The sequence below is a fragment of the Bacillus nitratireducens genome (assembly GCF_001884135.1).
Classification (GTDB): Bacteria; Bacillota; Bacilli; order Bacillales; family Bacillaceae_G; genus Bacillus_A; species Bacillus_A nitratireducens.
This window is the reverse complement of the sequence record NZ_MAOC01000020.1, coordinates 94,526-118,861: the sequence shown is the minus strand read 5'-3', so window position 1 is coordinate 118,861 and position 24,336 is coordinate 94,526. Positions and strand designations below refer to the sequence as shown.

The following is a 24,336-nucleotide window of genomic DNA, read 5'->3' as shown; positions in this document are numbered from 1 at the left end:
TCATTTTTATTTATACGTTAATTCCACACCTGTTTTATAATACCCATTCATCACGTCTTTTGGAACCATACTTCCACCAGTTCCCCACACAATATGTGTACCTTCCTTCACCTTCTCTGTTAACTGTTGTTTTTGTAAATATTCATTTTCAGTTTTGCATACATTCAACGGCCCTATCATACCCGCTAATGCAGATGGCTCTAAATAAATATTTTCAGTATCAGCCAGTTCTTTTAATAATCTATATAACGCTTCATCACTTACTGTGTAATTTCCACTCAAAAATGGTTCCATCGTTTTACCGACAAATCCAGATGGTCTTCCTACTGCAAGCCCATCCGCATCAGTTACATTGTCAATCCCGATATCTTGAACGGCAATTTTATCGTGAAGCCCTGTCATTAAACCGAGTAACATACATGGAGAGTGCGTAGGCTCCGCAAAGAAACAGTGTACGTTGTCTTTATACAATAACTTTAAACCAAATGCTACTCCGCCAGGTCCTCCCCCTACTCCGCACGGAAGATAAACGAATAAAGGGTGCTCTTCATCTACTACAATCTCTAACTCTTCTAATTGTTTTTGTAAACGTGACGCTGCTACTGCGTATCCTAAAAATAAATCATGTGAGTTTTCATCATCAACAAAATAACAGCTAGGATCTGCATCTGCTTGCAGTCTTCCTTCTTCTACCGCTTTACTATAATCAGCTTCATATTCAATAACGTTTACACCTTTACTTCTTAATAAATCTTTTTTCCATTGTTTTGCGTCTGCTGACATATGGACCGTCACATTAAAACCTAATTTCGCACTCATAATCCCAATGCTAAGCCCTAAATTTCCAGTAGAACCTACTGCAATTGAATACTTCGCAAAAAAACCTCTAAATCTATCACTATCTAAAATTGAATAATCGTCTTCCTCTGTTAACATTCCATGCTGAAGTGCTAATTGCTCTGCATGTTTCAACACTTCATAAATGCCGCCTCTAGCTTTAATTGATCCTGATATCGGAAGCCCGCTATCACATTTTAATAATAATTCCCCTAAAATAGGTTGCCCATAACTTTTCTCTAAAGATTGTTTCATAGAAGAGATTTTCACTAAAGGTGATTCTATAATACCGCCCGTTTCTTTCGTTTCAGGAAATACTTTCGCAATATATGGTGCAAAACGCTTTAATCTCTCTTCCGCATCTTTTACATGTTCTTGATTAAGTGGCGAATTTTTTATTGCTGTTTCATACTTTTCCATATTCGGGTTTATCCAAAATACTTCTTCTGTTGCGATTAAGTTATTTACTAGTGGATATTGCTCTTTTAATGCCTCTATCTCCTTCATTCCTCTTCCTCCTCATATCCTTGTAGCTAGCCATATAATAAATTATAATTAAATTAATTTTAATATAGTTTAACATAAATAATTCATTTTAGTTAATTTTAATTTAATTTATTTAAATATAATTTAATAATTATTAAGGAGCATTTATTATGGAGAATATAGATATCGGTAAAAAAATTGAAAAACAAAGAAAAGAGAAAGGATTAACTAGTAAAGAATTGGCAAAGATGGCCGAAATCACACCATCCATGCTTAGTCAAATTGAACGTGGTTCTGCTAACCCTTCCATTCAAACGTTAAAGGTACTCGCAAAAGCTCTTGATGTTCCAACATTTAGTTTTTTACTCGAAGAAACAAATACAGATGATTTAATCGTGCGCTCTCATAAAAGAAAAAAAATGATTATCGATAATTTATCATATGAATTGTTATCACCTGATTTCACAGGAAATTTAGCAACAGCAATTATGACTATCCCACCGAATACTGCTTCATCAGAAAATGTTCTAGAACATAAAGGAGAAGAATTAGCATTTGTATTAGATGGAAAAATCACATTGCACTTAAATGAAGAAGAATACACATTAGAAACTGGTGATAGCGTAAAAATACCAGCTTATTTAAAACATAAATGGGTAAATCAATTCGAGAAAAATGCGATTGTTTTATTTTCTGTTACTCCGCCGATTTTTTAATTCATATAATGATACAGAAATAGCCATGCATAGATGCTCTCTGTGCATGGCTACTTTTATTTTTTTGGTACGAACAAGATCCCTAAACTAATAACAAAAAAACTGAGTATTTGCTGTATTGAAAGACCAAATAGAACTGAATTTTGTTCACTAATAAGTGAAATAATGATATGAGCAATTCCCTCGCAAATTAGAAAAAAGCTTATATTCTTTCCCTTTCCTAATCTTTCATTTTCAATCCATAACGAGCCAATTATACAGAGTGCGAGTATAATCTCATACATGAAAATAGGATGATACAAAAATCTTGATTCATATATTTTCATCCCCCACGGCAGTGTCGTTTGTGCACCTACTTCTTGATGGAATAGAAAATAAAAGATAATACTCACGCACAATCCAAAAGGCAATGTATCAAGTAAAATCCGAAGAGAAAATTGCTCTTTTTTACTTTTCCAAACAATATATATACTGGCAATTATGCATCCTACTATAATATGTTGCATGCTCCCTACAGCTAATAATGCTTGCACCGGCGATCCAAAAGCCCATACTGGATTTAATATTGCCGGTGCAAATTTCCATACTAATACAATGATGAGAAAACCATTCGTTACTGCATCCATCATTTTTTCATATTGAATATTTTGCTTTTTCATCCTTAGTTTCATCAGAGTAAATCCAAATAAACTTCCTATTATAAGAGAAACTGGTTGTAACCTCACCATCCACTCCATCACTATGAAATCCCCTCTTAATTCTCAATTAATTTCTTAAACTTCTTTTCTAATTGATCTGGAGGTAATACACCTCGTGCTTGATCTACTATAATTCCATCTTTATTAACAAAAAATGTCGTTGGTAAAGAGAATACTTTATAATCTAATCCAGCTACTCCGTCCATATCTAATAGAACTGGAAATGTAAATCCGTGGCGATCTGCAAATGCACTCGCTTCTTGTACTGGATCACCGATTGTTGCATTTACCGCAAAAATTTCAACATCCTTTTTATATTTATCATACAAACGAACTAAATCAGGAGCCTCCATTTCACATGGGCCACACCACGATGCCCAAAAATTAATAACATATGGTTTTCCCTTTGCATCATTTAATGAATACAACTTCCCATCTAATCCTTTTAATGTTATGTTTGGTGCTTTAAATCCTACTTGTGGTAATACTTCTTTCTCTTGTAACTCCGCTTGTTTCGCTTTTCTTTCTTTTTCTTCTTTCTTTGTATTATAAAAGTTAACTCCTGTCCAAATTAGTGCCCCGGCCAGTATAATAGCAATTAGTTTCTTCACTTTTCTTCCTCCTCATTTCTAAAATCCTGTAAATCCACCAAATATACGAATAAAGAATGCTGTAATTTTCGTCATTTGATTTGTATATAATAAAACCCCTGTTAGTATCATCATTCCACCACCAATTTTCATCATGACATTGGCATATGTAACAATCCACTTTACCTTTCCAATAAAAAATGCCATCACGAAAAACGGAACTGCAAATCCAAGGGTGTACGCTGTAATATACAGAAGCGCACTTTCAGGATTGGTCGCACCGAGCATAAGCACTGCAGAAAATATCGGTCCAACACACGGTGTCCATCCTGCTGCATATGTCATGCCGACCAAAATTGAGCGAATATACCCTGTCGATTTACTTCTATATTGTACTTTTTTCTCTGCCATAAGCCACTTAGGCTGAATCAATCCAGTCATAAATAGCCCCATTAAAATAATAAATATCCCACCAATTTGCTGAATCAGCCTTTGATTAGATGAAAAAGTAACCCCAATCCAGCTTACCGATAAACCTAACGCATAAAAAATAACCGAGAAACCAATCATAAAAAATACTGTATGTATAATCGCTGACTTTTGCATAATTCCACGATTTTCTTTTAAATCTTGAATAGAAACACCTGTAATATACGATAAATAAGATGGATATAGCGGTAAAGAACATGGTGATATAAATGAAAGTACCCCAGCCCCTACTACTAGCCAAATTGTTAAATCCGCCGCATTCATTTTATCCCTCCTAAACACACTACAATGCGTAGTGTTAATTATTAAAAAAAGAGGCTATATGCACTCTCCGACAATAAGTACAATCGACATACAAAATAGCCCTAACGTTACATATACTGAATTTGTATGTAATGGCATATTCAGCTTAACAACTTTCTCATTCAACACTTGCTCAATTCTTAAATTAATTGCGGTTTTCGCAAACGACGCTGTAATACATTGATTTTCCATCGTCTTTATTTTAATTAATTTTAATAATGCACTACCTAGCTCAAAGGAAGATTTCATTTTTTGCATCGCATATTTATCTGCTGATAGCTCTTGATATACATGATAACGCTGCAGCATCCCTTTTAATATAGGAATATACATCATTCCTTCAGCTAACAAGGTAAAGAAAAATAACTTTAATGGATCTCGATTTTTTTGATGATATTCCTCATGTAATACAATCGCATCAATTTCTTCCTCAGAAAATGCCTGAAACATTCCTTCTGAAATGACAATTTTCGGTCGAAATAATCCAATTGTAAATGCCGTAATCTGTAACGTTGATAATACGTATACTTGCTTTCCTTTTCTAGTAATAGACACGAGATTTCTTTTCAATTTTTTACTATAAAAAAATTGCTTCCAAATTCTTTTACTCATAATGATTACAGTAAATAACAGTAATCCGGCTATCATTATACGAAGTATTGATAGTTCCCTCATATGTTTTTGTAATTCAAATAAACAAAATTGCGAAAGGAAAAATGCTTTATTTTGAAAAAGAAATGGGTATGTAACGTAGTATACTAACATGCTTAAAAAAAGCACACTAATAGTCACTGCTAACAAAACGATTTTACGCATTTGCCACTTCATTTTATCGGTCCTCTTTTTTTAGCTGACTTAATTTCTCTTCTAATTTTTTTATTAAAGATGGATCAGCTTGTTCTAACTCATCTATCATATGGTTCACAACAAGATCCCCAAATTCACCCATTAATTCCTGTGTCATTTTCTTCGTTTGATTAGATAAAAATTCTTCCTTCGTTTGTGTAGTACGATACATACCACTTCTTTTCACAATATGCTTTTCTAAATGTGCTTTCTCTACTAATCTGTTCATAACTGTCATTACAGTATTAAAATTCACCGGGGTTTCTTCACTTAATTTCTGTTGCACATCTTTAATGGTAATACCTTGAGTAGCCCAAACAATTTCCATTATTTTCGCTTCAAGCGGTCCGAAAAAGTGATTTAACCCTTGCTCATTTAATTTGTAGTTTTGAGTAAACATCGTATGGCCCCTTTCACACTACAGATTGTAGTATAAAATATATAGAAGGTCAAACATAAATGATATTAACTGATACTTAAATGAATCCTAATCCCTACTAATTAGTTAGCTGTACCGCGTTCGATTCATTGTAAACCTAACTTCTCACCAAATGTATCATAAAGATAATATTCTAATATTTGCACGCTAAATTTCTCATTACGCCCGAGTGCAAATAATTCCCGATCCTTAGCTACGATAGTATCTAATGGAATCACCACATTATCCACTATTTTTGCAATTTCAATTATATTACTTTCTACGTTTACTTCTGTTTTAAATTCAATATTTTCTAATACTATATGTGAACGTCTTCCTGATGCAAAAAAAGTAAAGTTAGGATTTTTAAAAATTCCAATTTCACTCTCTAACGGATATAAATATTTATAAATTATATCTCTGTGTCCATCTTTTATTATTTTTTCATCTTTTTCATCATCTAAATATTCTTTCACCTTCGCTGCGAACTCAAATCGAAAATCCACTCTTTCACGCTCCCTCTTTTCAGTTTACGCTAATAAATATATTAATATAATTTTACCATATTATGAAATAAATTCCTATAAAAAGGAAAAAACATTTTTGTAAAACTACTGTTATTCCCCGTACTTTTTAATATAAATACTCTTTCAATATTCATTAGTACGTCATTATATTCATTTAAACATATTGTTTCCATACTTTGAAACAATATTATCCAGTATTATATATCAATAAAGTGAAACTTTAATCAGTGGGGGTTTTGTTCATCCCCCACTGATTATTAGTCTTCACCAATCGGGCGTTTACGGGCAGCCCGACTCCCACCTAACTGCTTTGCTCCAGTCGAATTTTGAGGCGGGAGTCTTACTGCCCGCAAATAGCGGGATAAACTGCATCTAATTCCTTTCTATCTACAGCTATCAATACCTCATGCTATTTCAATATATTGTTTGCTTTATTTCCCCTTATTCATTAAATCACAGAAGGAATGTAACTCCCCACTATCGAATTTTTACATAACAAATATTATTAGGTGGTGCTTTACTATGAAATTAGCTGTCATTGGTGGCGGTGATTTACAAGATCCAAATCACTTGCATATTAATGAACGACTTATAGAATTAACAAATAAACAATACCCAAAAGTATTATTCATTCCAACAGCTAGTCATGATGATGAAGGATATATAAAGTTATTTTTAGAAACATTTGAAAAGCAATTACATTGTGAGGTTCAAATTTTACGCATTTCAACCGAAACACCTACTAAATATGAAATAGATGAGATGATTTATTCTGCCGATTTCATTTATCTTGGCGGTGGAAATTACGTTCACATGCTTGAACAATGGAAAGAACATAAACTAGATGAAAAGTTACTATTTGCTTTAAAACGTGGAACACTTATTGCAGGATATAGTGCCGGCGCTATGTGCTGGTTTACATCTAGCATACGTTCAGATTATGAAGGTTCTGGTTATGTAGAAAGTAGTGGCTGGAGTATTGTTAACAAAAGATTTTGCCCTCATTACAATCAATTAAATAGAATGAATGCCTTCCATACGTTTTTACAAACTCACCAAGGTAATATAGAGGGCATCGCATTAGAAGATAATTGCGCTTTATATATTACAGAAGGTTCATTTGAAATTATAGGTGCGCCAGATACAGCTTGGGAGTTTTATATGAATAATGGAAAACTCATTAGACAACATTTTGACATAACTTTAAAAAGTTATTTATAAGCATTCATCAAAAAATGTCCCTAAGTATAATGACTTAGGGACATTTTCATCTTTTAACTCACTAATCGTGTAATTCGTTTCTTCTGCCATGAAAGCTTATAATATGCATACTGTAATATTAAGCTGACGATGAATGCAGCTGGATACCCAATCCATATCCCTTCTATTCCAAGGCTCGTATGGTAAGAAAGATAATACGCCACAGGTACTTCAACAAGCCAAATTGATACAACACTGATTACAGTTGGCCATAGTACAGTACCACTTGCTCGCATTGTCGCACTAATAATTTGTGCATGACCGAAAATTAAGTAGCTCCATAATGTAATCATGATTAGACTATGAGCAATGTCAATTGTATTTTGACTTGTTAAAAATAGTGCTAAAATATCTCTTGAGAACAAGTAAATAAGAGATATTAATACACCACCAATGATATAATTCATAATAATTCCGGCCTTAACAACTTTCTGCAATCGATCAAATTGGTTCGCACCGATTGATTGCGCTGCAAAAATTGATACGGTAATACCGAGGCTAACCGCTGGCATTTGTACATAACTTGCAACTTGGTTCACAACACCATACGCCGCTGTTGCATCTGATCCATAGCGATTCACAAATGCAATTACTGCAATTTCTGATAATGAAACTAATATCATATTAATACTCGCTGGAATACCAAGTCGTAACAATAACTTTAATAACTCCCAGTCCATACGAAGATATTTTCTTACTGTCCCGTCTAATTGTAGTGGATGATTTTTCTTCTTTAAATACACTAGCATGACAATAAACGTAATAACTGTAGATATAACTGAAGCATAGGCTGCCCCGTAAACATCTAATTTCGGAGCTCCTAACCAACCAAAAATAAGAATTGGTAATAAGATCATATTTAGCGCTGTACTTACGATTAAAAAGTAAAATGGTGTTTTAGAATCTCCTGTACCTCTCATAAATGTTGTGTATGCAAAATATAAAAATAATACTGGCATAGATATAAATAAAATTCTTGCGTAATGCACACTTATTTCAATAATATTTTCTGGTGTTCCCATAAGACGCATAATATCCATCGCAAAAATACTTCCTATTATCGCCAACACGACTCCGATAATAAAAGTAAACGTAAGCGTCGTACCAACGATAGCTTTTAAGCGCTCTTCATTTTTAGCACCAAATGCTTGACCAATTAAAATTGAACTACCAGAACCAATTCCAATTACAAATGAAACGAGCAGGAAAAATAATGGGAAGAATGCCGATATAGCTGCTAGATCATTTACGCCAAGCCACCTTCCTACTACTACCATTCCAAATAACTGTCCAACTGACTGTAATACATTACTTAAAAGTAACGGCACTAAAAACATGGACATCGATTTCCAAATCGGTTTACTCTCACTTTCTAACTTATGTGACTCCGCACCTTCTTTATTGTTATCTGTAGGTGGTTTCAAATTTCATTTCTCCTTTTATTAAAAATCTGTTTTTCAACTTCTATATCTTTGTATAGTTGTTATAACGATGTGCTTCTATTCATCTTCTTTTCCGTATTATTATAACTTCACCCAATATTGGCTTCCATCAGCTGTTCTATCTAAAAAACCATATTCGATTAAATATCTTCTCAAAGTTACAAAATCCGGATATATATTTTCTAAAACTGTATTTACTTCTTTTTCAGTATACTTTTTGTTACTATCGAATTTCTTCACTAAATGACGTAATATAATTAATTTACGCTTTTGCTTTTTCGGAAATTTAGAAAGCGGTCCATCCAAACCTTCTGTAAAATGTGCTGTTAAAACTTCAGCATTTTCTTCCTCTGTAATATTGTATCGATCATCCACCATCGTAGCTGTTCTATGAATCGGTACAAATTTAGTTTGAACTTTTGATTTTTCTTCTGACAATTCCATTAACGCTAAAAATACTTTTGCTTGCTTCATTTTCTCGCGCAATGTAAATCGATGATTACGAATTGTCGACGTACTCCCACCATCCATTTCTTTTACAATCTCTTTATCATTAAGTCCCATATGGAAAAACTGCACCATCTTCTTTTGCAACTCAGTTAAACCCGTAAACTTCTTATCAAGATTTAATAAATATTCAAACATAGATGTATGCTCATTTTGAATATGCAACTGTATAAACTTCTCTGCTTCATACAAAACTTGATTTTCTTGATAAATAACCCCTTTTATAAACGTTTCTCCGCAAGCTAAACAAATATATTCTTCTGCTACCTCGTCAAACACATACCCTTTCTTTAATTCCTCTACCGATGCATCCCAAAACTTCTCTGAAATATCACTCATACTAAACACTCCTTTAAAAGGTTTACTTAAAAACAAACAAATTACAATAACGTTTATTATCACTACATCATCTTACCATATCAAAAGTAAACATTTCAATGTTTCGTTTACCTATTTTATAAACTTTAATTAAAACATCTATTTATACGTTATAAAAAGGACTTGTCACAACAAACAGCGAATGTGTTTTTAGAAACCACTTATTATTAGGATGTGAAATAAAATATGGTTACTTTAAAAGGTCCTTGGTTTACGATAAAACAAATCCTACAGATTTAGTTCAATCTCTAGACAAAATCACAACTTTCTTGCCCATTGAACAAATTTACGGTTCACATCATACTCTTGGTCTTTCACTTACTATATTGAATGAAGTAAAATACGCTATTCAATATTTAAGTGATAACAACCTCGTTCAACATGGAACCGGCATTCACTCATTCCAAAACTTCAGTATTCAATTTTAACTACAAAAAAGGTGTTTCCACATATAGAAACACCCTTTTTATCCTTTATATATTTTATAAACAACTTCCACTAAAACTTTACTCGCTTGTACAAATACATGTTTTCGCTTTCCATCTTCAACGAATCTATTTGAGCAGCCATTCATAATCATCATACAACTAATTATGACTAGCACTACGCTTCTATTCTTGTTAGTCACTTTTTGCCACTCCACTACTAAAAACTTCATTTAAATTTATCCTATCAAAAAATTTTACACGAATAATAAACCGAAAGAATATGCAATTCTGCATATTCTCACGTTTCATTACGATGCTGTGATTTAATTTAGTTAAAGAACACGTATAACGAGGTGACTAACTTGAAGTTTAAAGCGAAAAAAAATCCATTTCACGTCATTTTTATTACATTATTTATAATTATTTTTTTCATTTCGCTATTCTTCCAAAACGAAAATTCTATTTTTTTCACTCTTATGATGCTGTTAAATATCGTGAATCTCTCTTCATTCTATTTCTCCCACTACAACATAACGGAATCTTCTCTTATTGTAAAACACGGTTTCATATTACGTACTGAAATTCCATTTGAAGATATTCGTCACATTAAATACTCTGGCAAAACACTCCGTTCAGAAAAATGGACTAGGCAGCAATTAGAAATTGATTATAATTTATTTGACTCAGTGACAACTTTCGTACCACAAGAAGAAGAAAGATTCATTTCACTCTTAAAAGAGAACTGCCCACATATGAAAGTAATGAATACGTCTGCTAACAAATAATATCTTTTGGAGCTTGCAGTAGTACAAGTGGCGGAAACATAAAAATGAATATCAAAAAAGCCAAGATTCTAAACTAAGAATCTTGGCTTCTTCTATTACTCTTTCGGAGCAATCATTTTTTTCGGATCTACAATTTCATCAAATTGCTCTTCTGTTAATAATCCAGATTGCAGTGCTGCCTCTTTTAAAGTTAACCCATCTTTATGAGCATGCTTAGCAATTTTCGCTGCATTTTCATATCCGATATGCGGGTTTAATGCTGTAACAAGCATTAATGAACGATTCACATTCTCTTTAATTACTTCTTCATCTGCTTCAATACCAACTGCACAATTATCATTAAATGAAACAACTGCATCTGCTAATAAGTGAGCGGATTGTAAGAAGTTATATGCAATAACTGGTTTAAATACGTTTAGCTCAAAGTTACCTTGGCTCGCAGCGAATCCGATTGTTGCGTCATTTCCCATAACTTGCGCTACAACCATTGTTAATGCTTCACTTTGCGTTGGATTTACTTTACCTGGCATAATAGAGCTTCCTGGCTCATTTGCAGGAATAATAATTTCCCCAAGACCGCTACGTGGACCACTTGCAAGCCAGCGTACATCGTTAGCAATCTTCATCAAATCAGCAGCTAATGCTTTTAATGCTCCATGTGCAAATACAACTTCATCATGACTCGTTAACGCATGGAACTTATTTGGCGCAGAAATAAATTGCTTACCTGTAAATTGACTAATTTCCTCTGCTACCATATCACCAAATTTAGGATGAGCATTAATACCAGTTCCAACCGCAGTACCACCAATTGCTAATTCTTTCATATATGTATTACTATCTGCAATCATACGCTCTGTTTTTTCAAGCATACGGTGCCATCCGCTAATTTCTTGTCCTAACGTTAATGGTGTTGCATCTTGTAAATGCGTACGACCGATTTTAATAATATGTTCAAATGCAGTCACTTTTTCTGCTAAAGTTTCTTTTAATTTCGTAATTGCCGGTAATACGTGATTTTCTACTGCAATTACACATGCTACATGAAGCGCTGTTGGAAATGTATCATTTGAACTTTGAGACATGTTCACATCATCATTCGGATGAATATGTACGTCAGATCCCTTATCTTTCAAAATTTGATTCCCTCGATTTGCAATTACTTCATTCACATTCATGTTTGACTGTGTACCGCTACCCGTTTGCCATACGACAAGCGGAAAATGTTCATTCCATTTCCCTGCAATCACTTCGTCAGCTGCTGCTACAATTGCTTCTGCTTTTTCTTCTGATAGCTTTCCTAATTTTTGATTGCTAAGCGCTGCACTTTTCTTTAAAATGGCAAATGCTTTTACAATTTCAAGCGGCATTTGCTCTGTTCCAATCGGGAAGTTTTCTTTACTACGCTGCGTTTGCGCTGCCCATAATTTATCAGCTGGAACTTTTATTTCTCCTAATGTATCTCTTTCAATTCTGTACTCCATTTTTTCATCCCCTTGAAAATAAAATACCTACATCTCTTATATTAACAGACTTTCAATCAAATGATAAGGATTCTCACTCATATATACAAATATTCAATATTTTTTTTGAAAATTCCTCTTGACCTAAACTTAAGTTTAGGCTGTATCCTTTCCATTGTAACCTACTATAACACTACTGGAGGAATTCAAAATGAAAAAATATGCTTTCATAACAGGTGCGAATAAAGGGATCGGATATGAATTGGTTCGTCAATTAGCAGAAAAAGACTATCACGTATTTTTAGGTGCTCGTAATAAACAACTTGGACAACAAGCCGTAGAATCTTTAAATGTTTCAAACGTTTCCTATATTCAAGTAGACATTTCTAGTGCTCAATCCATTCAAGAAGCAATCAAAAAAATCCATGAAAAGACTGACCACTTAGATTTATTAATCAATAATGCAGGCATAGCACTCGACTTCCATACGCTACCTAGTGAATTAAATATTGAAACTTTACGCCAAGGATTTGAAGTAAACTTTTTTGGAACATTCCAAATGGTGCAAGCCTTTTTACCATTATTAAAGAAATCAAACAACAGTAAAATTATAAATGTAACAACTGACATGGCCTCACTAACAATGTTTGCTAGCGGTGAAACACACCCAATTAACATATTAGGATATAATTCTTCAAAAACAGCTATTAATGCTTTAACATTAGCATTTAGCAAAGAATTTGGTACTAACGGTCCAGCAATTTTCGGAGTAACTCCTGGTTTTACAACTACTGACCTAAATGGAAATTCCCCAGGTGGCCATACGACCAATGAAAGTGCTAAAATTATTATTAAATATGCATTAAGTGAAACAAACTATAATGGTAAAATACTAAATAAAGACGGCATTATACCTTGGTAATAAAGGGGTGAATGATATGTATTATACAATTGGGCAAGTCGCCAAAATGCACTACTTAACTATTTCTCAAATACGTTATTACGATAAACAAGGACTGTTTCCTTTTCTTAAAAGAAATGAAAAAGGAGATCGAGTTTTTGATGAAGAAGCACTGAAATATTTAGAGATGATTTTATGTTTAAAACACACCGGTATGCCAATTCAAAAAATAAAACAATTTATCGACTGGTCTATGGTGGGAGAATCCACCATCCTTCAACGGTTGGAATTAATGAAACAACAGGAGACCAACGTCTTACAGCTCATTCAAGACACTGAAAAAAACTTAAAAAAGATACAACAAAAAATTGCTAAATATGAGGACGAAATAACTTCTTCAACTCCTATTACAAAATAAAAAATCACCTTCTACATATTGTAGAAGGTGATTTTTTATTTTATGATGCTTGCTTTCCTTTATCTGCATCATCTACATACCAAATGAACTTGCCTGTATATCCGTAAATAACGGCTAAAATTAACGATACAAAGCTTAACCACATAAACGGAACGTATGAGAACGTTGCTACACCTAAAATACCAGCCATAAAAATACCATTATCCGACCACGGAACCATACCAGAAGTTAACGTTCCACCTACTTCTGAGTTACGCGCTAATACACGGCGGTCTATTTTTAATTTATCATAGCTATCTTCCATAATTTTCGGTGTTAAAATAAGTGATACGTACATCGCACAACCAAATATATTAGCTAAGAATGCCACGATTAATGTAGACAATGTTACATTACCTGCAGAATTTAATTTCTTCTCAAATTTTGATACGATTACTTTTAAAACACCTAGCTTTTCAAGTAGTCCACCAAAACCTAACCCGAAAATAATAACGGCTACTGAACCGAGCATACCGTTAATTCCACCACGGTTTAATAACTTATCAACAAACTCGACACCAGATTGAATTGAGAATCCATTATATGCTGTTCCAATTGCCTCTCCAAAGTGCATTCCTTGGAAAAGAGTTGCCCAAATTGCACCAATTAAAGCTCCCATTGCAATTGTTGGCATAGAGGGTTTCTTCATCGCTAATAGAACGATAACAATGACCGCCGGAACAAGCATCCATATTTTAATATCAAATTCCTTTAATAAAGCTTCTTTTAAAAACTCTACTCGATTCAAATCTACATTATCGCCGCCATACATCCAACCAGCTACAGTAAACATAATGCTAGTAATAATATAAGCCGGAACATCTAATACGAGCATAGCTCGAACGTGAGCAATAACATCTACTTTTGCCATAGACGCTGCAAGAACTGTGCTATCAGAAAGTGGTGATAATTTGTCGCCGAAATAAGCTCCTGAAAGAACTGCACCAGCAACAAGCGGAAGTGGTAAGCCAAGTCCTTCACCAATCGCCATCATAGCAATACCTGCTGTTCCAACTGTTCCCCATGATGTTCCTGTCGCGATAGAAGTTATCGAACAAATAATTAATGTTGCTAATAGGAATATGCTAGGGTGAATAAACTCTAATCCATAATAGATTAATGTTGGTACAACGCCACCAGCAATCCAAGTTCCAATTAAAGCACCTACTGCAACTAAAATCAGTATTGCTTCCAATCCGTTAGAAATCCCTTTCGTAATTGCATCTTGCAATTCTTGATAACGAAATCCTAATCTTAATCCAAGCGCAATTACTAAAAACCATGAAATAAATAGCGCTAATTGAATTGGGAGATCAAAAATCGTTTGGAAGGAAAAGACAACAGCAAGAAATAGTAATAAAAGAACTATGATTTCTAGCATCGATGGTAATCTTACACTTTTCATTTTTTTCTCTCCTTACAGGTCGATAACATGACGTATGTCGTCTTACATGTATGTAATATACAATTAGCGAAGACAAAACAAAATTTTCATATTATTTCGATTTATTTTTCCAGTATAATATATGGACACCTTTTCTATTGTAAAAGTAGATGTTACTTTTCGCAATGGAAAATATAAAAAATGTTACATTTTTATTTAGATAGAACAATTCAAGAATAACTTTTTTAATATTTGCCACAACAAAACTTTTTACTATTATCCTCACCTTTTAAGGAGTACCATTTTTCCCCATATAAAAAAGCACACATCATTAAAATGATGCATGCTCCACTTTTATTTATACATATTTTGTATTTCTTCTTTATTTTTAAGTATTTCCACAAACTTATCGCTACAACCTTTCGGAAATAATACACCAAGCCCATATGAATGCTCAAACTGAAAATGAGGATGCTTCGCTTTAACTTCATCCCAAAACTTATACACGCCGAAGTCTCCAGTTTTAACTTCAATATCATGAAATAAAACGATACCGTTATCCGCAAGTTTCGGTAACCATGTTTTATAATCATGAGAAACTGCTTCGTACGTATGATAACCATCAATATGCAACACATTTATCGTTCCATCTTGAAACTGATCCACTGCCTCGTCAAAAGTAGAACGAATTAAATTACCTATATTAGGATAACTCATATTTACTACTTTATTTACTATTTGAAAAACACCTTCCCCATATGGACCTGTATGCTCATCTCCCGTCCAAGTATCTACAGCAAAACATTTTGTATTTAATCCTCCATCTTTTGCCCCTTGACAAAAACTGAAAAAGGAAGCCCCTAAATGTGTACCTAACTCAACTAATACTTCTGGCTTTTCAAACCTTACTAAATCATATGCGAAATCTAAATGCCCAACCCACGCCGTATTCGCCCTAATAAAATGACTATAATTATCAAATTCAAATGTTGGTTTATGAGTAACCCAGCTCATCACATATCTCCTTCTACATATATTTTTAGCAAATCAAATTACTCTTATCTTTATTTTTTTATCCTCTTGATTATGATTCAATCTTATAATTTTAACTTGCTTTATTTAACCTACTTCCTTGTATTGTAGACCTAACTACACCTTATACAATTTCCACTTAAGGAAATCAGAAATTTAAATTTATAAATCCCTCATTTCGTGATATATTGCATATTGTATACAATATATTTTTTAGGAAGGAGGACTACATACCTTATGGATCCAAATCGATTAAAAGGAATTCTAATGGTCATAATCGGCGCTTGTTTATGGGGGTTGTCAGGAACAGCAGCGCAACAACTTTTTCAATCCGAAAAAGTTTCTACTGAATGGTTAGTTACCATTCGTCTGCTTATATCCGGCGTCATCTTGCTCATTATTTCATCATTCGGAACGAGCAGAAAAGAGATATTCGGCATCTGGAAACAAAAATCTGATGCTTATAAAATGATTTTGTTTGGCCTATTCGGTATGCTTGCTGTACAGTATACGTATTTCGCTTCCATTAAAGAGGGAAACGCTGCCGTTGCAACATTATTACAATATTTAGCTCCTATATTTATTACTGTATATTTACTTTTCAAATGGAACGTTCGTCCATCAAAAATTGATTTTATTTCAATTACCCTTTCATTAGTAGGGACTTTTCTATTACTAACAAACGGGTCTGTTCATAACTTGGCTGTTTCTACACCAGCTATCGTTTGGGGCATTTTATCTGGATTATCTCTCGCATTTTATAGCTTATATTCAAAGGAATTGTTAGAAAGATGGTCTTCATCCGTTATCGTTGGATGGGGCATGATTATTGGGGGAGTAGGCGTAACGATTTTACACTTTATTTCCACAAACGAATTCATTTTATTATCAACTATGAAATATGTAAAACTAAGTACCCTTCCGCTCATTGCCTTTGTAGTTATTTTCGGAACACTTATCGCATTTTATTTATATTTAGACAGCATAAGATACCTTACTCCAAAAGAAACAACATTATTTGGTTGCACAGAACCGCTTGCAGCTATTATATCTTCTGTCGTAATATTGCACGTACCATTTCAATCTTTTCAAATATTAGGTGCTTTTTGTGTCATTATAATGGTGCTCATATTAAGCCAAAAACCAGATGAAGGACAATCGAAGCTAAAACTCGTTAATGAAAAAAGACACAATATACAATGAAAGGATTGAATTCATTATGCCTGTCCCTCAAAACTATAAAAAAACCGGAAGAATTTCCGCAAAGTCACTCGTTTTAAATCAACTACAAGATTGGATTATAGAAGGTGTTTTACAACCTGATGAAAAGATTAATGACGGGGAATTGGCGGAAGCACTAGGAGTAAGCAGAACACCAGTTAGAGAAGCTTTACAAATTTTAGAGCTTTCTGGGTTAGTCGAAATGATTCCCGGCCAAAAAACGAAAATTACTCCTATTAAATTTGAAGATATATCTATCATTTATGAGACAATGGCTGGTCTTCACTCAATTATTGGAAAGCAAGCACTTCAAAATATTACAGACTCTGATATTAAACTACTCTCCGAGATAAATGATGATTTCCAACAATCTATAGAGGAAAAAAACTCAAAACGAGCTTTAGAACTAGATATACAATTTCACAATACAATTACGTCTATTGCTAAAAATCGATATATTGAACCTTTTCTAGAAAATATGCAGCTTCACGTTTTACGTCTTGAATATTTATTTTTCCAAAACTTTGTTCCTGCGAGTCAATCTATTAAAGAACATCACTCTATCATTCAAGCATTGCAAAAGCAAAATGAACAACAAATGGAACAAATGATGTCTCAAAACTGGCTCCGTCCTATGAAAGAGATACAAAAAATGATTTCTATGAAATAATAATAGAGCTGGTTACACAAAAACGTAACCAGCTCATCTTTTATTAATCTATATAGCTATGCCTGAATATCCGCATAATCTTCCATGTCTTCGTACTCTTTTTCCAATTCCTCTAAAGACAGCTCGTATAATTGTCGGTCGCGAATCTTAAACACACCTGCTCCAATTAACTCATCAATTAAATGCCTCTTACGATTTTCAACAGCAAAACGGAGTTGACTACTCATCTTTTAAAAAACTCCTTTCTACGATAATTGAAAATGATAATCTTTATCAATTACCACTTTTGATTATAAAAGATGATTCTTAATAAGTAAAGTAATCTTATGAAATATTTACCTTACAAAGTATTTGTGGCCACATTATATATATGTATGCTGCGCGAAAAATGTTATGACACTTTTTCTTATCCTTTTTCTTTCATACTTTGCAAGTTGTCTCACTATGATTAAATTCACCATCTATTTCTACTTGAATGGTGACATGTTCTACATGAAACTTCTCCTTTAATACATCCGTAGCCTCTTTTAATACACTTTGTGTTTCATTACCTTTAATAATCAAATGGCAAGTTAATACTTGAAAATCAGATGTGACAGACCATATGTGCAAATCATGTACTTCTTTTACAATCGTAATATTTAATAAAGTACTTTTTATCTCTTCAACATTTATATGTTGTGGTGCACCTTCCATTAATATATGGACCGTATCACGTGTTACACGCCATCCACTAATAATGACTAAAATAGACACAAGAATACTAGCAATCGCATCTGCAACAGTCCATCCGAAAAATTTAATACATAGCGCAGCAATAATCGCTCCGACTGATCCTAATAGATCGCCTAATACGTGTAAGAAAGCACTTCTTAAATTCAAATTCCCCTTCACATCTCCGCCTCTCATTAATATCCAAGCTGATAAAATATTAATAAGCAGACCAAGTACAGCAATAATGAGCATCCCATTACTAGCAATCTCAACTGGTTCTTTAAAACGGCGAATTGCTTCAATAAAAATGTATACTGAAATGACAATAAGAACGACACCGTTACATAATGCCGCTAACATTTCGACTCGTTTATACCCGTATGTTTTCGCAGTTGTTGCTGTTTTTTCTCCAAGCTTGAACGCAAGTAAACTTAGCGCTAAGGATACTGCATCACTTAACATATGCCCCGCGTCAGATAATAGTGCTAAGCTATTTGTTACAAATCCCCCAATAACTTCAGCAATCATAAAGCTTGTTGTTAATAAGAAGGCAATTAATAACGCTTTTTTATTTTTTGAATGACCGTGATCATGTGAGTGTCCCATACAAATGCTCCTTTAAGTGCAATATCTGTATGTTAGTATGAAACACATTCCCTATCTTTATCCACCATTAATGCCCGGTAGTGAACGCTACTAATCCGTAGAAGATGAACAATACCCTACTGATTAAAGTTTCACTTTATCCCGCTTCCTCTGTATACACACTTCGCTTTTTTTCAAACAAGTCCTTTTTCTCAACAAAAAATAAGACTACTTCTTTTTCAGCTTCATATTGTTTACTAATGAAAGAAATTTGAAGGGGGTTATTGAATTGAAACGACTATTTCTCTGTATGGAACGTGAACTTATTGTTGTAAAAGAACGATATGGTAACTATGAAACCTCATATCACTTACAAAATATGCAACCTACTTGTATCGCAGTTGATCCATTCCTAAAGAATCGTGTATATTGCGGCACATTTGGACGAGGTTTATGGCTAAGTGACGATGGCGGAGATTCGTGGAAACCAATTGGAGATTCATATCGTTACTTTGATTTCCCGAAAGAAGATGGGATTTTACACTCTTCGATCACTTCCATTACGATAAGCCCTAATGAACAAGTTAACGGATATGGCGTCGTTTATGTAGGAACAGAACCTAGTGCTTTATTCCGTTCAGAAAATGGTGGTGAAACGTGGACTGAACTTAAAAATATGAAATCATTATTATCTTCTTATACGTGGGCTTTCCCGCCTAGACCTTTTACCCATCACGTACGCTGGATTACAGTTGATCCAAACAACCCAAATACAGTCCATGTTTCAATTGAAGCTGGTGCTGTTATTCAAAGTAACGATAGAGGGCATACATGGATTGATAAAAAGTTCGGTGCTCCTATCGATGCGCATCAATTACTCATGCACCCTGAAGCTCCAAATCGCCTTTATGCATCATGTGGTGATGGATTTATGGGTGGACCTGATCGCGCATACCTTGAAAGTTATAACAGTGGAAACAGCTGGATTTCATGTAGTGACGGACTTGAGCATCATTATTTATACAGCATGGCTATCGATCCGGCTGATTGCGATACAATTCTCGTTTCTGCCGCACCAAGTGCCGATCTCGCTCATCACCGTATTCCTTATGAATCTTATATTTATCGAAAAACGAAAGATACTCCGTTCGAGCAAGTACAACAAGGTCTACCATCTGCAATTGGTACAGTCATTTCGATGTTTGCTACAAATCCAGCAGAACCACATACGTTTTACACTTTAAATAACAATGGCGTCTTTCAATCCAATGATAGCGGCGAATCGTGGGAACAACTAAACATTCCGTGGAAAGATGAGTATAAAACGCAGCATCCACATGCATTGCTCGTAACTAATTCTTAACGAAAAAAGACTGCCTACTTGTTTTAGGCAGTCTCTCTTTTATTTCTTTAAATCAATTACGATATCATCTAGAACAATATCTTTACTCTTCGCTTCTTTTTTCGGCACTTCAATTTTCTTCTCTTTTCCATTCACATATTCCACTCCACCATGATTTTCAGGTGTATGCACTCGTAAGTGTACGCGTGGTGTAACGATAAGCTTTGTTGCATTTTCGTTCAGTTTTTGGAATGTGGCACTCCATCGAATATTGTAAGGATCGTGGCCACTTCCTCCATTTCCTTCACCCGAATAATCATTCCCTAAATCATCCTTAACTGTCAATTCAACATCTACACTATCCCATTCTTTCCTCGCACCCTTAGAAACTTCTTGATTGTAATAAAGAATAAATGAAACCGGCGACATTGCGACCTTTTCCATATTTGCCTTTATACCTTCTTTTTCCGAACTTCCACCAATTGTTCTCTCTTTACTATCCATTGATTTTACAGTTAACGCGAAATTCCAATTACCTTGTATTGATTTTTTCCTATCTGGCATCTCTATTCCCTCTATATTCCATCTAAAATTTACTTTGTCCTTTTTATTACTATCATGGTGCGTCGTTGTTACCATACCTACATACTTTTTTTCAGTAACTTTAGTCATTTTCCCACTTCCTGAACTACCATGAGCGTCCATTATATCCAATCCGCCTAATATAATAGGATCATCCCCTAAGTCTTGCTCACTTTCCAGTGAATACGTTATAGATAATGTTCTGCCATCAGAAATTACATCATTAATTGTAACCTTAACCCCATTACTCTCTCTCGTCATATTCAATTCAGTCGAAAACTCTTTATAATTTTCATATAATCCTGTTCTACCGTTATCTAAAAAGCGGAATATGTCACCTACAATTGGCAATCCCCCGGCATATGTAGGAAATCCGATACCGAGTGTTGCAACTGAGAGTCCTACTAAAATAGATGCAGCAGCGACACCTTTTTTCCAACTTTTCATCTTTTTCTTCGTACGTATCGATTGTTTTACATTACGCTTCACTTTTTCTTTTTCAATTTCAGAAGCCTCAATTTCCTCAAGCTCTTTTTCATCTATATCAATATCATTTAATAGTTCATAAATGTCTTTCATATTGCACTACCTCCAAAACTAATATTCGTAGCATTTTGTTGTAGTTTCTTTTTTCCACGGTACACTCGATTATCGATCGCCGCCCTGGTTAATCCTAACTTGTCTCCTATTTCCTCTGTCTTCATACCGAGAAGATATTTCATAATGAATACTTTTTGATCTAACGGTTCCAATTGATTAATAAGCTTCAATAACTCTTCCCTATCTTCCATAAGAATTAATTCGTCTTCTGCCGATTTTTCCGTACTTATATGAAACTCATCTGAAATGATTTCTACTTTTTTAGTCGCTTTCCGGTAATAATCAATTGCCTTAAACTTTGCAATCGCTGCAATCCATTTTTTAAAATCACTCGGCTCTCCATGAAACTTATTTGCGTTATTCCAAATGGAAAGAAATATATCATTTACACATTCCTCAATGAGTCCATCATTTTGAACTGAAAGAAGAACTTTGTGCGTTATCCCCTTTATGAGCGGTAAGTATGTATCGACAACAAATTCTAGCGCATCTTCTTTTTGCCGCTGTAATCTTTTTATAAAATTTTTCTCATTTGATTTCATGTAGCGAGTCCCCTTATTTTTTTGTAAAAGCTTTTACACCCTATATAACGTTTTGGAAATTTTTTTCTCTCATCTTTTTTTATTTTTTGTATGTAATGGGATACTTTTCCTTATCCATTGTCTCATATAAATATAAGCTTGAAGAAAATTTTCTCAAGTCTGTAATTCAATTAGTGTAGTACACTATTTATGCAAACACTCTTTAACCTGGTGTACATTTCATTTAATTAATCTACTTTTATAATTTTAAATTAGGAGATGAGATATGTATGTGTGGAATTACAGGTTGGGTAGATTGGAAAAAGGACCTTTCAAATCAACATGTTATTTTAGAAAAGATGGCAAATAGTATTGGGCATCGTGGACCTGATGCTGAAGGATTTTGGTTTTCACCTCGTGCGGCCTTTGCACACCGACGTTTAATTGTTATTGATCCAGAAGGTGGGACACAGCCGAAGATATTTCGTGCTGGTGATTATACGTATGCTCTTACTTATAATGGAGAAATTTATAATTTCCGTGAGCTGAGAGAACAACTTCGAAAATGTGGTCATGCATTTGAAACGCATTCAGATACAGAAGTATTACTACATGCTTATTTAGAATGGAAAGAAGATTGCGTACAACATTTAAACGGAATTTTCGCTTTCGCCTTATGGGATGATCAAAAGCAACAACTGTTTTTAGCACGCGATCATTTAGGCGTAAAGCCACTCTTTTATACAGAAAGAAATGACAGTATTATTTTCGGATCTGAAATAAAGGCACTACTAGCTCATCCATCTATTCCTGCTGAAATTGATGCGGACGGCATAAATGAAATATTTGGATTAGGCTTATTTCGAACTCCAGGATGTGGCGTCTTTAAACATATTCAAGAAGTTCGTGCTGGACACTCTATAACATTCACACGTGATAACAAAGTAGTTCAAAAGTATTGGAATTTAGAAAGTAAAATTCATACAGATTCTACTGAAGATACATCATCACATATTTTATCTATTTTACAAGATACAGTAAAAAGACAATTAATTGCCGATGTTCCTCTCGTCTGTATGTTATCAGGCGGATTAGACTCTAGCGGTATTACTGCACTAGCGGGTAAAGAATTTGCAGCGGAAAATAAAACACTTCATACGTATTCCGTTGATTTTGTAAATAGCGCAAAAGATTTCGAGCTGACATTTGCACGTACTGGTTTAGATGCTCCTTGGGTAAAACGCGTTTCTGAACATGTAGGGACATCGCACCATGATATTATTGTGAATGCTGAAGAGTTAGCAAATCACTTATTCGTTCCCCTCCGTGCAAAAGATTTACCGAGTGCTGGCGAAATGGAAACTTCACTATATTTACTATTTTGCGAAATGAAAAAAGATGCAACCGTAGCTTTATCTGGAGAATCTGCTGATGAAGTATTCGGGGGATATCCTTGGTTTCATCAAGAAGAACTATTATATGTAGATAAGTTTCCGTGGTTAACAAACTGGAAAAACACATCTTCTCTATTATTAAGCGAAGTAACAAATCAATGTAATCCTGAGCATTATGTTAATAAACGATTCCATGAGGCTGCTCTTGAAGTACCTACTCTTGAAGGGGAAAGTAAAAAATCCGCGAAACAACGTCAAATGTTTTATTTATTTTTAACGAGATTCCTTCCGTTCTTACTCGACCGTAAAGACCGTATGAGTATGGCTGTAGGATTTGAAGTTCGTGTACCATTTTGCGATTATAGATTAGTTGAATATTTGTGGAATGTTCCTTTCAACATAAAAAGCATTGATAATATTGAAAAAGGCATTTTACGTAGAGCACTGAAACCAGCTTTACCTGATGACGTACGAAATAGAAGAAAAAGTGCTTATCCAACTTCACAAGATCCACATTATTTACAAACAATCCGTCATTTATCACTCGACATGTGCAGTAATAAAAACAATCCTATTTTCTCACTTATTAATCATTCCACATTACTTGCTATTGCCGATCAAAGTAACAAAGAGATTACCAATTTTGAAGCAAGAAGTGCTATGGAGTATATGCTACAAGTAAATGAATGGTTAAAAACGTATCATATTCATATTGCTTAACAAAAAAGAGTTCAAGGACAAAAAAACTTGAACTCTCTTT

26 protein-coding genes and 1 pseudogene are annotated in these 24,336 nt (G+C 34.1%); 10 read left to right on the top strand and 17 right to left on the bottom strand.

The annotated features are described in order from the left end of the window. Window positions 1–6: 6 nt before the first annotated feature. Window positions 7–1,344 carry a D-serine ammonia-lyase gene (locus tag BAU23_RS06115; protein ID WP_000658329.1) on the bottom strand — a complete coding sequence of 446 codons (1,338 nt, stop codon included), beginning with the start codon at window positions 1,342–1,344 and terminating at the stop codon, window positions 7–9. 149 nt (window positions 1,345–1,493) lie between these two features. On the opposite strand from BAU23_RS06115, the gene BAU23_RS06110 reads away from it, so the two are divergent. Then, window positions 1,494–2,039, top strand: a complete 546-nt coding sequence (locus BAU23_RS06110; RefSeq protein WP_000427648.1) for a helix-turn-helix domain-containing protein — start codon at window positions 1,494–1,496, stop codon at window positions 2,037–2,039. Window positions 2,040–2,095: 56 nt separating this feature from the next. On the opposite strand, the gene BAU23_RS06105 is transcribed toward BAU23_RS06110, so the two are convergent. The 6 genes from BAU23_RS06105 to BAU23_RS06080 all read right to left on the bottom strand — a co-directional run bounded on the left by BAU23_RS06105 (window position 2,096) and on the right by BAU23_RS06080 (window position 5,889). Continuing rightward, window positions 2,096–2,779 (bottom strand): prolipoprotein diacylglyceryl transferase family protein, encoded by a 684-nt coding sequence (locus tag BAU23_RS06105; protein WP_002094654.1) that lies wholly within the window; start codon window positions 2,777–2,779, stop codon window positions 2,096–2,098. Between the two features lie 14 nt (window positions 2,780–2,793). Beyond that, entirely contained in the window at window positions 2,794–3,348 is a 555-nt protein-coding gene (locus tag BAU23_RS06100; protein WP_000733171.1) for a TlpA family protein disulfide reductase, read from the bottom strand. Between the two features lie 18 nt (window positions 3,349–3,366). Further along, complete coding sequence (gene ccdA, locus BAU23_RS06095; RefSeq protein WP_000990454.1) at window positions 3,367–4,080, bottom strand: cytochrome c-type biogenesis protein CcdA; 714 nt, start codon at window positions 4,078–4,080, stop codon at window positions 3,367–3,369. A gap of 54 nt (window positions 4,081–4,134) precedes the next feature. Next, complete coding sequence (locus BAU23_RS06090; protein WP_000871963.1) at window positions 4,135–4,947, bottom strand: M56 family metallopeptidase; 813 nt, start codon at window positions 4,945–4,947, stop codon at window positions 4,135–4,137. A 1-nt stretch (window position 4,948) separates the two neighbouring features. Next, on the bottom strand, window positions 4,949–5,365 hold the full coding sequence (locus BAU23_RS06085) for a BlaI/MecI/CopY family transcriptional regulator (RefSeq protein WP_000495057.1): 417 nt from the start codon (window positions 5,363–5,365) through the stop codon (window positions 4,949–4,951). A 125-nt stretch (window positions 5,366–5,490) separates the two neighbouring features. Next, complete coding sequence (locus BAU23_RS06080; protein ID WP_000347523.1) at window positions 5,491–5,889, bottom strand: DUF3942 family protein; 399 nt, start codon at window positions 5,887–5,889, stop codon at window positions 5,491–5,493. Window positions 5,890–6,432: 543 nt separating this feature from the next. Here BAU23_RS06080 and BAU23_RS06075 point away from each other — a divergent pair. Beyond that, the gene (locus tag BAU23_RS06075) at window positions 6,433–7,131 is read left to right on the top strand and encodes a peptidase E (RefSeq protein WP_000762107.1); all 699 of its coding nucleotides are present in this window, start codon (window positions 6,433–6,435) and stop codon (window positions 7,129–7,131) included. Window positions 7,132–7,184: 53 nt separating this feature from the next. Here BAU23_RS06075 and BAU23_RS06070 read toward each other — a convergent pair whose 3' ends face one another. Beyond that, window positions 7,185–8,594, bottom strand: a complete 1,410-nt coding sequence (locus BAU23_RS06070; protein ID WP_000804159.1) for an MATE family efflux transporter — start codon at window positions 8,592–8,594, stop codon at window positions 7,185–7,187. Window positions 8,595–8,693: 99 nt separating this feature from the next. Continuing rightward, complete coding sequence (locus tag BAU23_RS06065; protein WP_001280295.1) at window positions 8,694–9,458, bottom strand: DUF2087 domain-containing protein; 765 nt, start codon at window positions 9,456–9,458, stop codon at window positions 8,694–8,696. 251 nt (window positions 9,459–9,709) lie between these two features. On the opposite strand from BAU23_RS06065, the pseudogene BAU23_RS30490 reads away from it, so the two are divergent. Then, window positions 9,710–9,925 (top strand): annotated as a pseudogene (locus tag BAU23_RS30490) (MBL fold metallo-hydrolase); the annotation flags it as partial. A 38-nt stretch (window positions 9,926–9,963) separates the two neighbouring features. On the opposite strand, the gene BAU23_RS06055 reads toward BAU23_RS30490, so the two are convergent. After that, window positions 9,964–10,155 carry a hypothetical protein gene (locus BAU23_RS06055; protein WP_000670934.1) on the bottom strand — a complete coding sequence of 64 codons (192 nt, stop codon included), beginning with the start codon at window positions 10,153–10,155 and terminating at the stop codon, window positions 9,964–9,966. Between the two features lie 132 nt (window positions 10,156–10,287). Between BAU23_RS06055 and BAU23_RS06050 the strand changes: the two genes are divergently transcribed. Beyond that, entirely contained in the window at window positions 10,288–10,710 is a 423-nt protein-coding gene (locus BAU23_RS06050) for a PH domain-containing protein (protein ID WP_000669064.1), read from the top strand. Window positions 10,711–10,805: 95 nt separating this feature from the next. Here BAU23_RS06050 and fumC read toward each other — a convergent pair whose 3' ends face one another. Next, a complete protein-coding gene (gene fumC, locus BAU23_RS06045; protein WP_000456603.1) occupies window positions 10,806–12,194 on the bottom strand; it encodes a class II fumarate hydratase in 1,389 nt (462 codons plus the stop codon). Window positions 12,195–12,384: 190 nt separating this feature from the next. Between fumC and BAU23_RS06040 the strand changes: the two genes are divergently transcribed. Further along, window positions 12,385–13,095: an SDR family NAD(P)-dependent oxidoreductase gene (locus tag BAU23_RS06040; protein WP_000759559.1), complete on the top strand. Its 711-nt coding sequence runs from the start codon at window positions 12,385–12,387 to the stop codon at window positions 13,093–13,095. Window positions 13,096–13,102: 7 nt separating this feature from the next. Next, on the top strand, window positions 13,103–13,492 hold the full coding sequence (locus BAU23_RS06035) for a MerR family transcriptional regulator (RefSeq protein ID WP_002079120.1): 390 nt from the start codon (window positions 13,103–13,105) through the stop codon (window positions 13,490–13,492). Between the two features lie 40 nt (window positions 13,493–13,532). On the opposite strand, the gene nhaC is transcribed toward BAU23_RS06035, so the two are convergent. Beyond that, entirely contained in the window at window positions 13,533–14,936 is a 1,404-nt protein-coding gene (gene nhaC / locus BAU23_RS06030) for a Na+/H+ antiporter NhaC (protein ID WP_000843984.1), read from the bottom strand. 333 nt (window positions 14,937–15,269) lie between these two features. Continuing rightward, window positions 15,270–15,929 carry a class I SAM-dependent methyltransferase gene (locus BAU23_RS06025; RefSeq protein ID WP_000119202.1) on the bottom strand — a complete coding sequence of 220 codons (660 nt, stop codon included), beginning with the start codon at window positions 15,927–15,929 and terminating at the stop codon, window positions 15,270–15,272. A gap of 255 nt (window positions 15,930–16,184) precedes the next feature. On the opposite strand from BAU23_RS06025, the gene BAU23_RS06020 reads away from it, so the two are divergent. Together BAU23_RS06020 and BAU23_RS06015 are read left to right on the top strand one after the other, a co-directional pair. After that, window positions 16,185–17,150, top strand: a complete 966-nt coding sequence (locus tag BAU23_RS06020) for a DMT family transporter (protein WP_000371451.1) — start codon at window positions 16,185–16,187, stop codon at window positions 17,148–17,150. A gap of 16 nt (window positions 17,151–17,166) precedes the next feature. After that, on the top strand, window positions 17,167–17,838 hold the full coding sequence (locus BAU23_RS06015) for a GntR family transcriptional regulator (protein WP_002075325.1): 672 nt from the start codon (window positions 17,167–17,169) through the stop codon (window positions 17,836–17,838). Between the two features lie 56 nt (window positions 17,839–17,894). Here BAU23_RS06015 and fbpA read toward each other — a convergent pair whose 3' ends face one another. Both fbpA and BAU23_RS06005 read right to left on the bottom strand, forming a co-directional pair. Further along, window positions 17,895–18,065, bottom strand: a complete 171-nt coding sequence (gene fbpA, locus BAU23_RS06010; protein WP_000098301.1) for a Fur-regulated basic protein FbpA — start codon at window positions 18,063–18,065, stop codon at window positions 17,895–17,897. 193 nt (window positions 18,066–18,258) lie between these two features. Further along, window positions 18,259–19,158 (bottom strand): cation diffusion facilitator family transporter, encoded by a 900-nt coding sequence (locus BAU23_RS06005; protein WP_000510021.1) that lies wholly within the window; start codon window positions 19,156–19,158, stop codon window positions 18,259–18,261. Between the two features lie 268 nt (window positions 19,159–19,426). Here BAU23_RS06005 and BAU23_RS06000 point away from each other — a divergent pair, with 268 nt between their 5' ends. Then, the gene (locus BAU23_RS06000; protein WP_002094657.1) at window positions 19,427–20,500 is read left to right on the top strand and encodes a WD40/YVTN/BNR-like repeat-containing protein; all 1,074 of its coding nucleotides are present in this window, start codon (window positions 19,427–19,429) and stop codon (window positions 20,498–20,500) included. A gap of 39 nt (window positions 20,501–20,539) precedes the next feature. Here the strand turns inward: BAU23_RS06000 and BAU23_RS05995 are convergent, their stop codons facing one another. After that, window positions 20,540–21,640 (bottom strand): DUF4179 domain-containing protein, encoded by a 1,101-nt coding sequence (locus tag BAU23_RS05995; protein ID WP_071733778.1) that lies wholly within the window; start codon window positions 21,638–21,640, stop codon window positions 20,540–20,542. Next, window positions 21,637–22,203 carry a sigma-70 family RNA polymerase sigma factor gene (locus tag BAU23_RS05990; RefSeq protein WP_000840026.1) on the bottom strand — a complete coding sequence of 189 codons (567 nt, stop codon included), beginning with the start codon at window positions 22,201–22,203 and terminating at the stop codon, window positions 21,637–21,639. The genes BAU23_RS05995 and BAU23_RS05990 overlap by 4 nt, the downstream gene beginning before the upstream one ends. Before the next feature lie 269 nt (window positions 22,204–22,472). On the opposite strand from BAU23_RS05990, the gene asnB reads away from it, so the two are divergent. Then, window positions 22,473–24,296 carry an asparagine synthase (glutamine-hydrolyzing) gene (asnB, locus tag BAU23_RS05985; RefSeq protein ID WP_000333952.1) on the top strand — a complete coding sequence of 608 codons (1,824 nt, stop codon included), beginning with the start codon at window positions 22,473–22,475 and terminating at the stop codon, window positions 24,294–24,296. The last annotated feature ends 40 nt before the right edge of the window (window positions 24,297–24,336 follow it).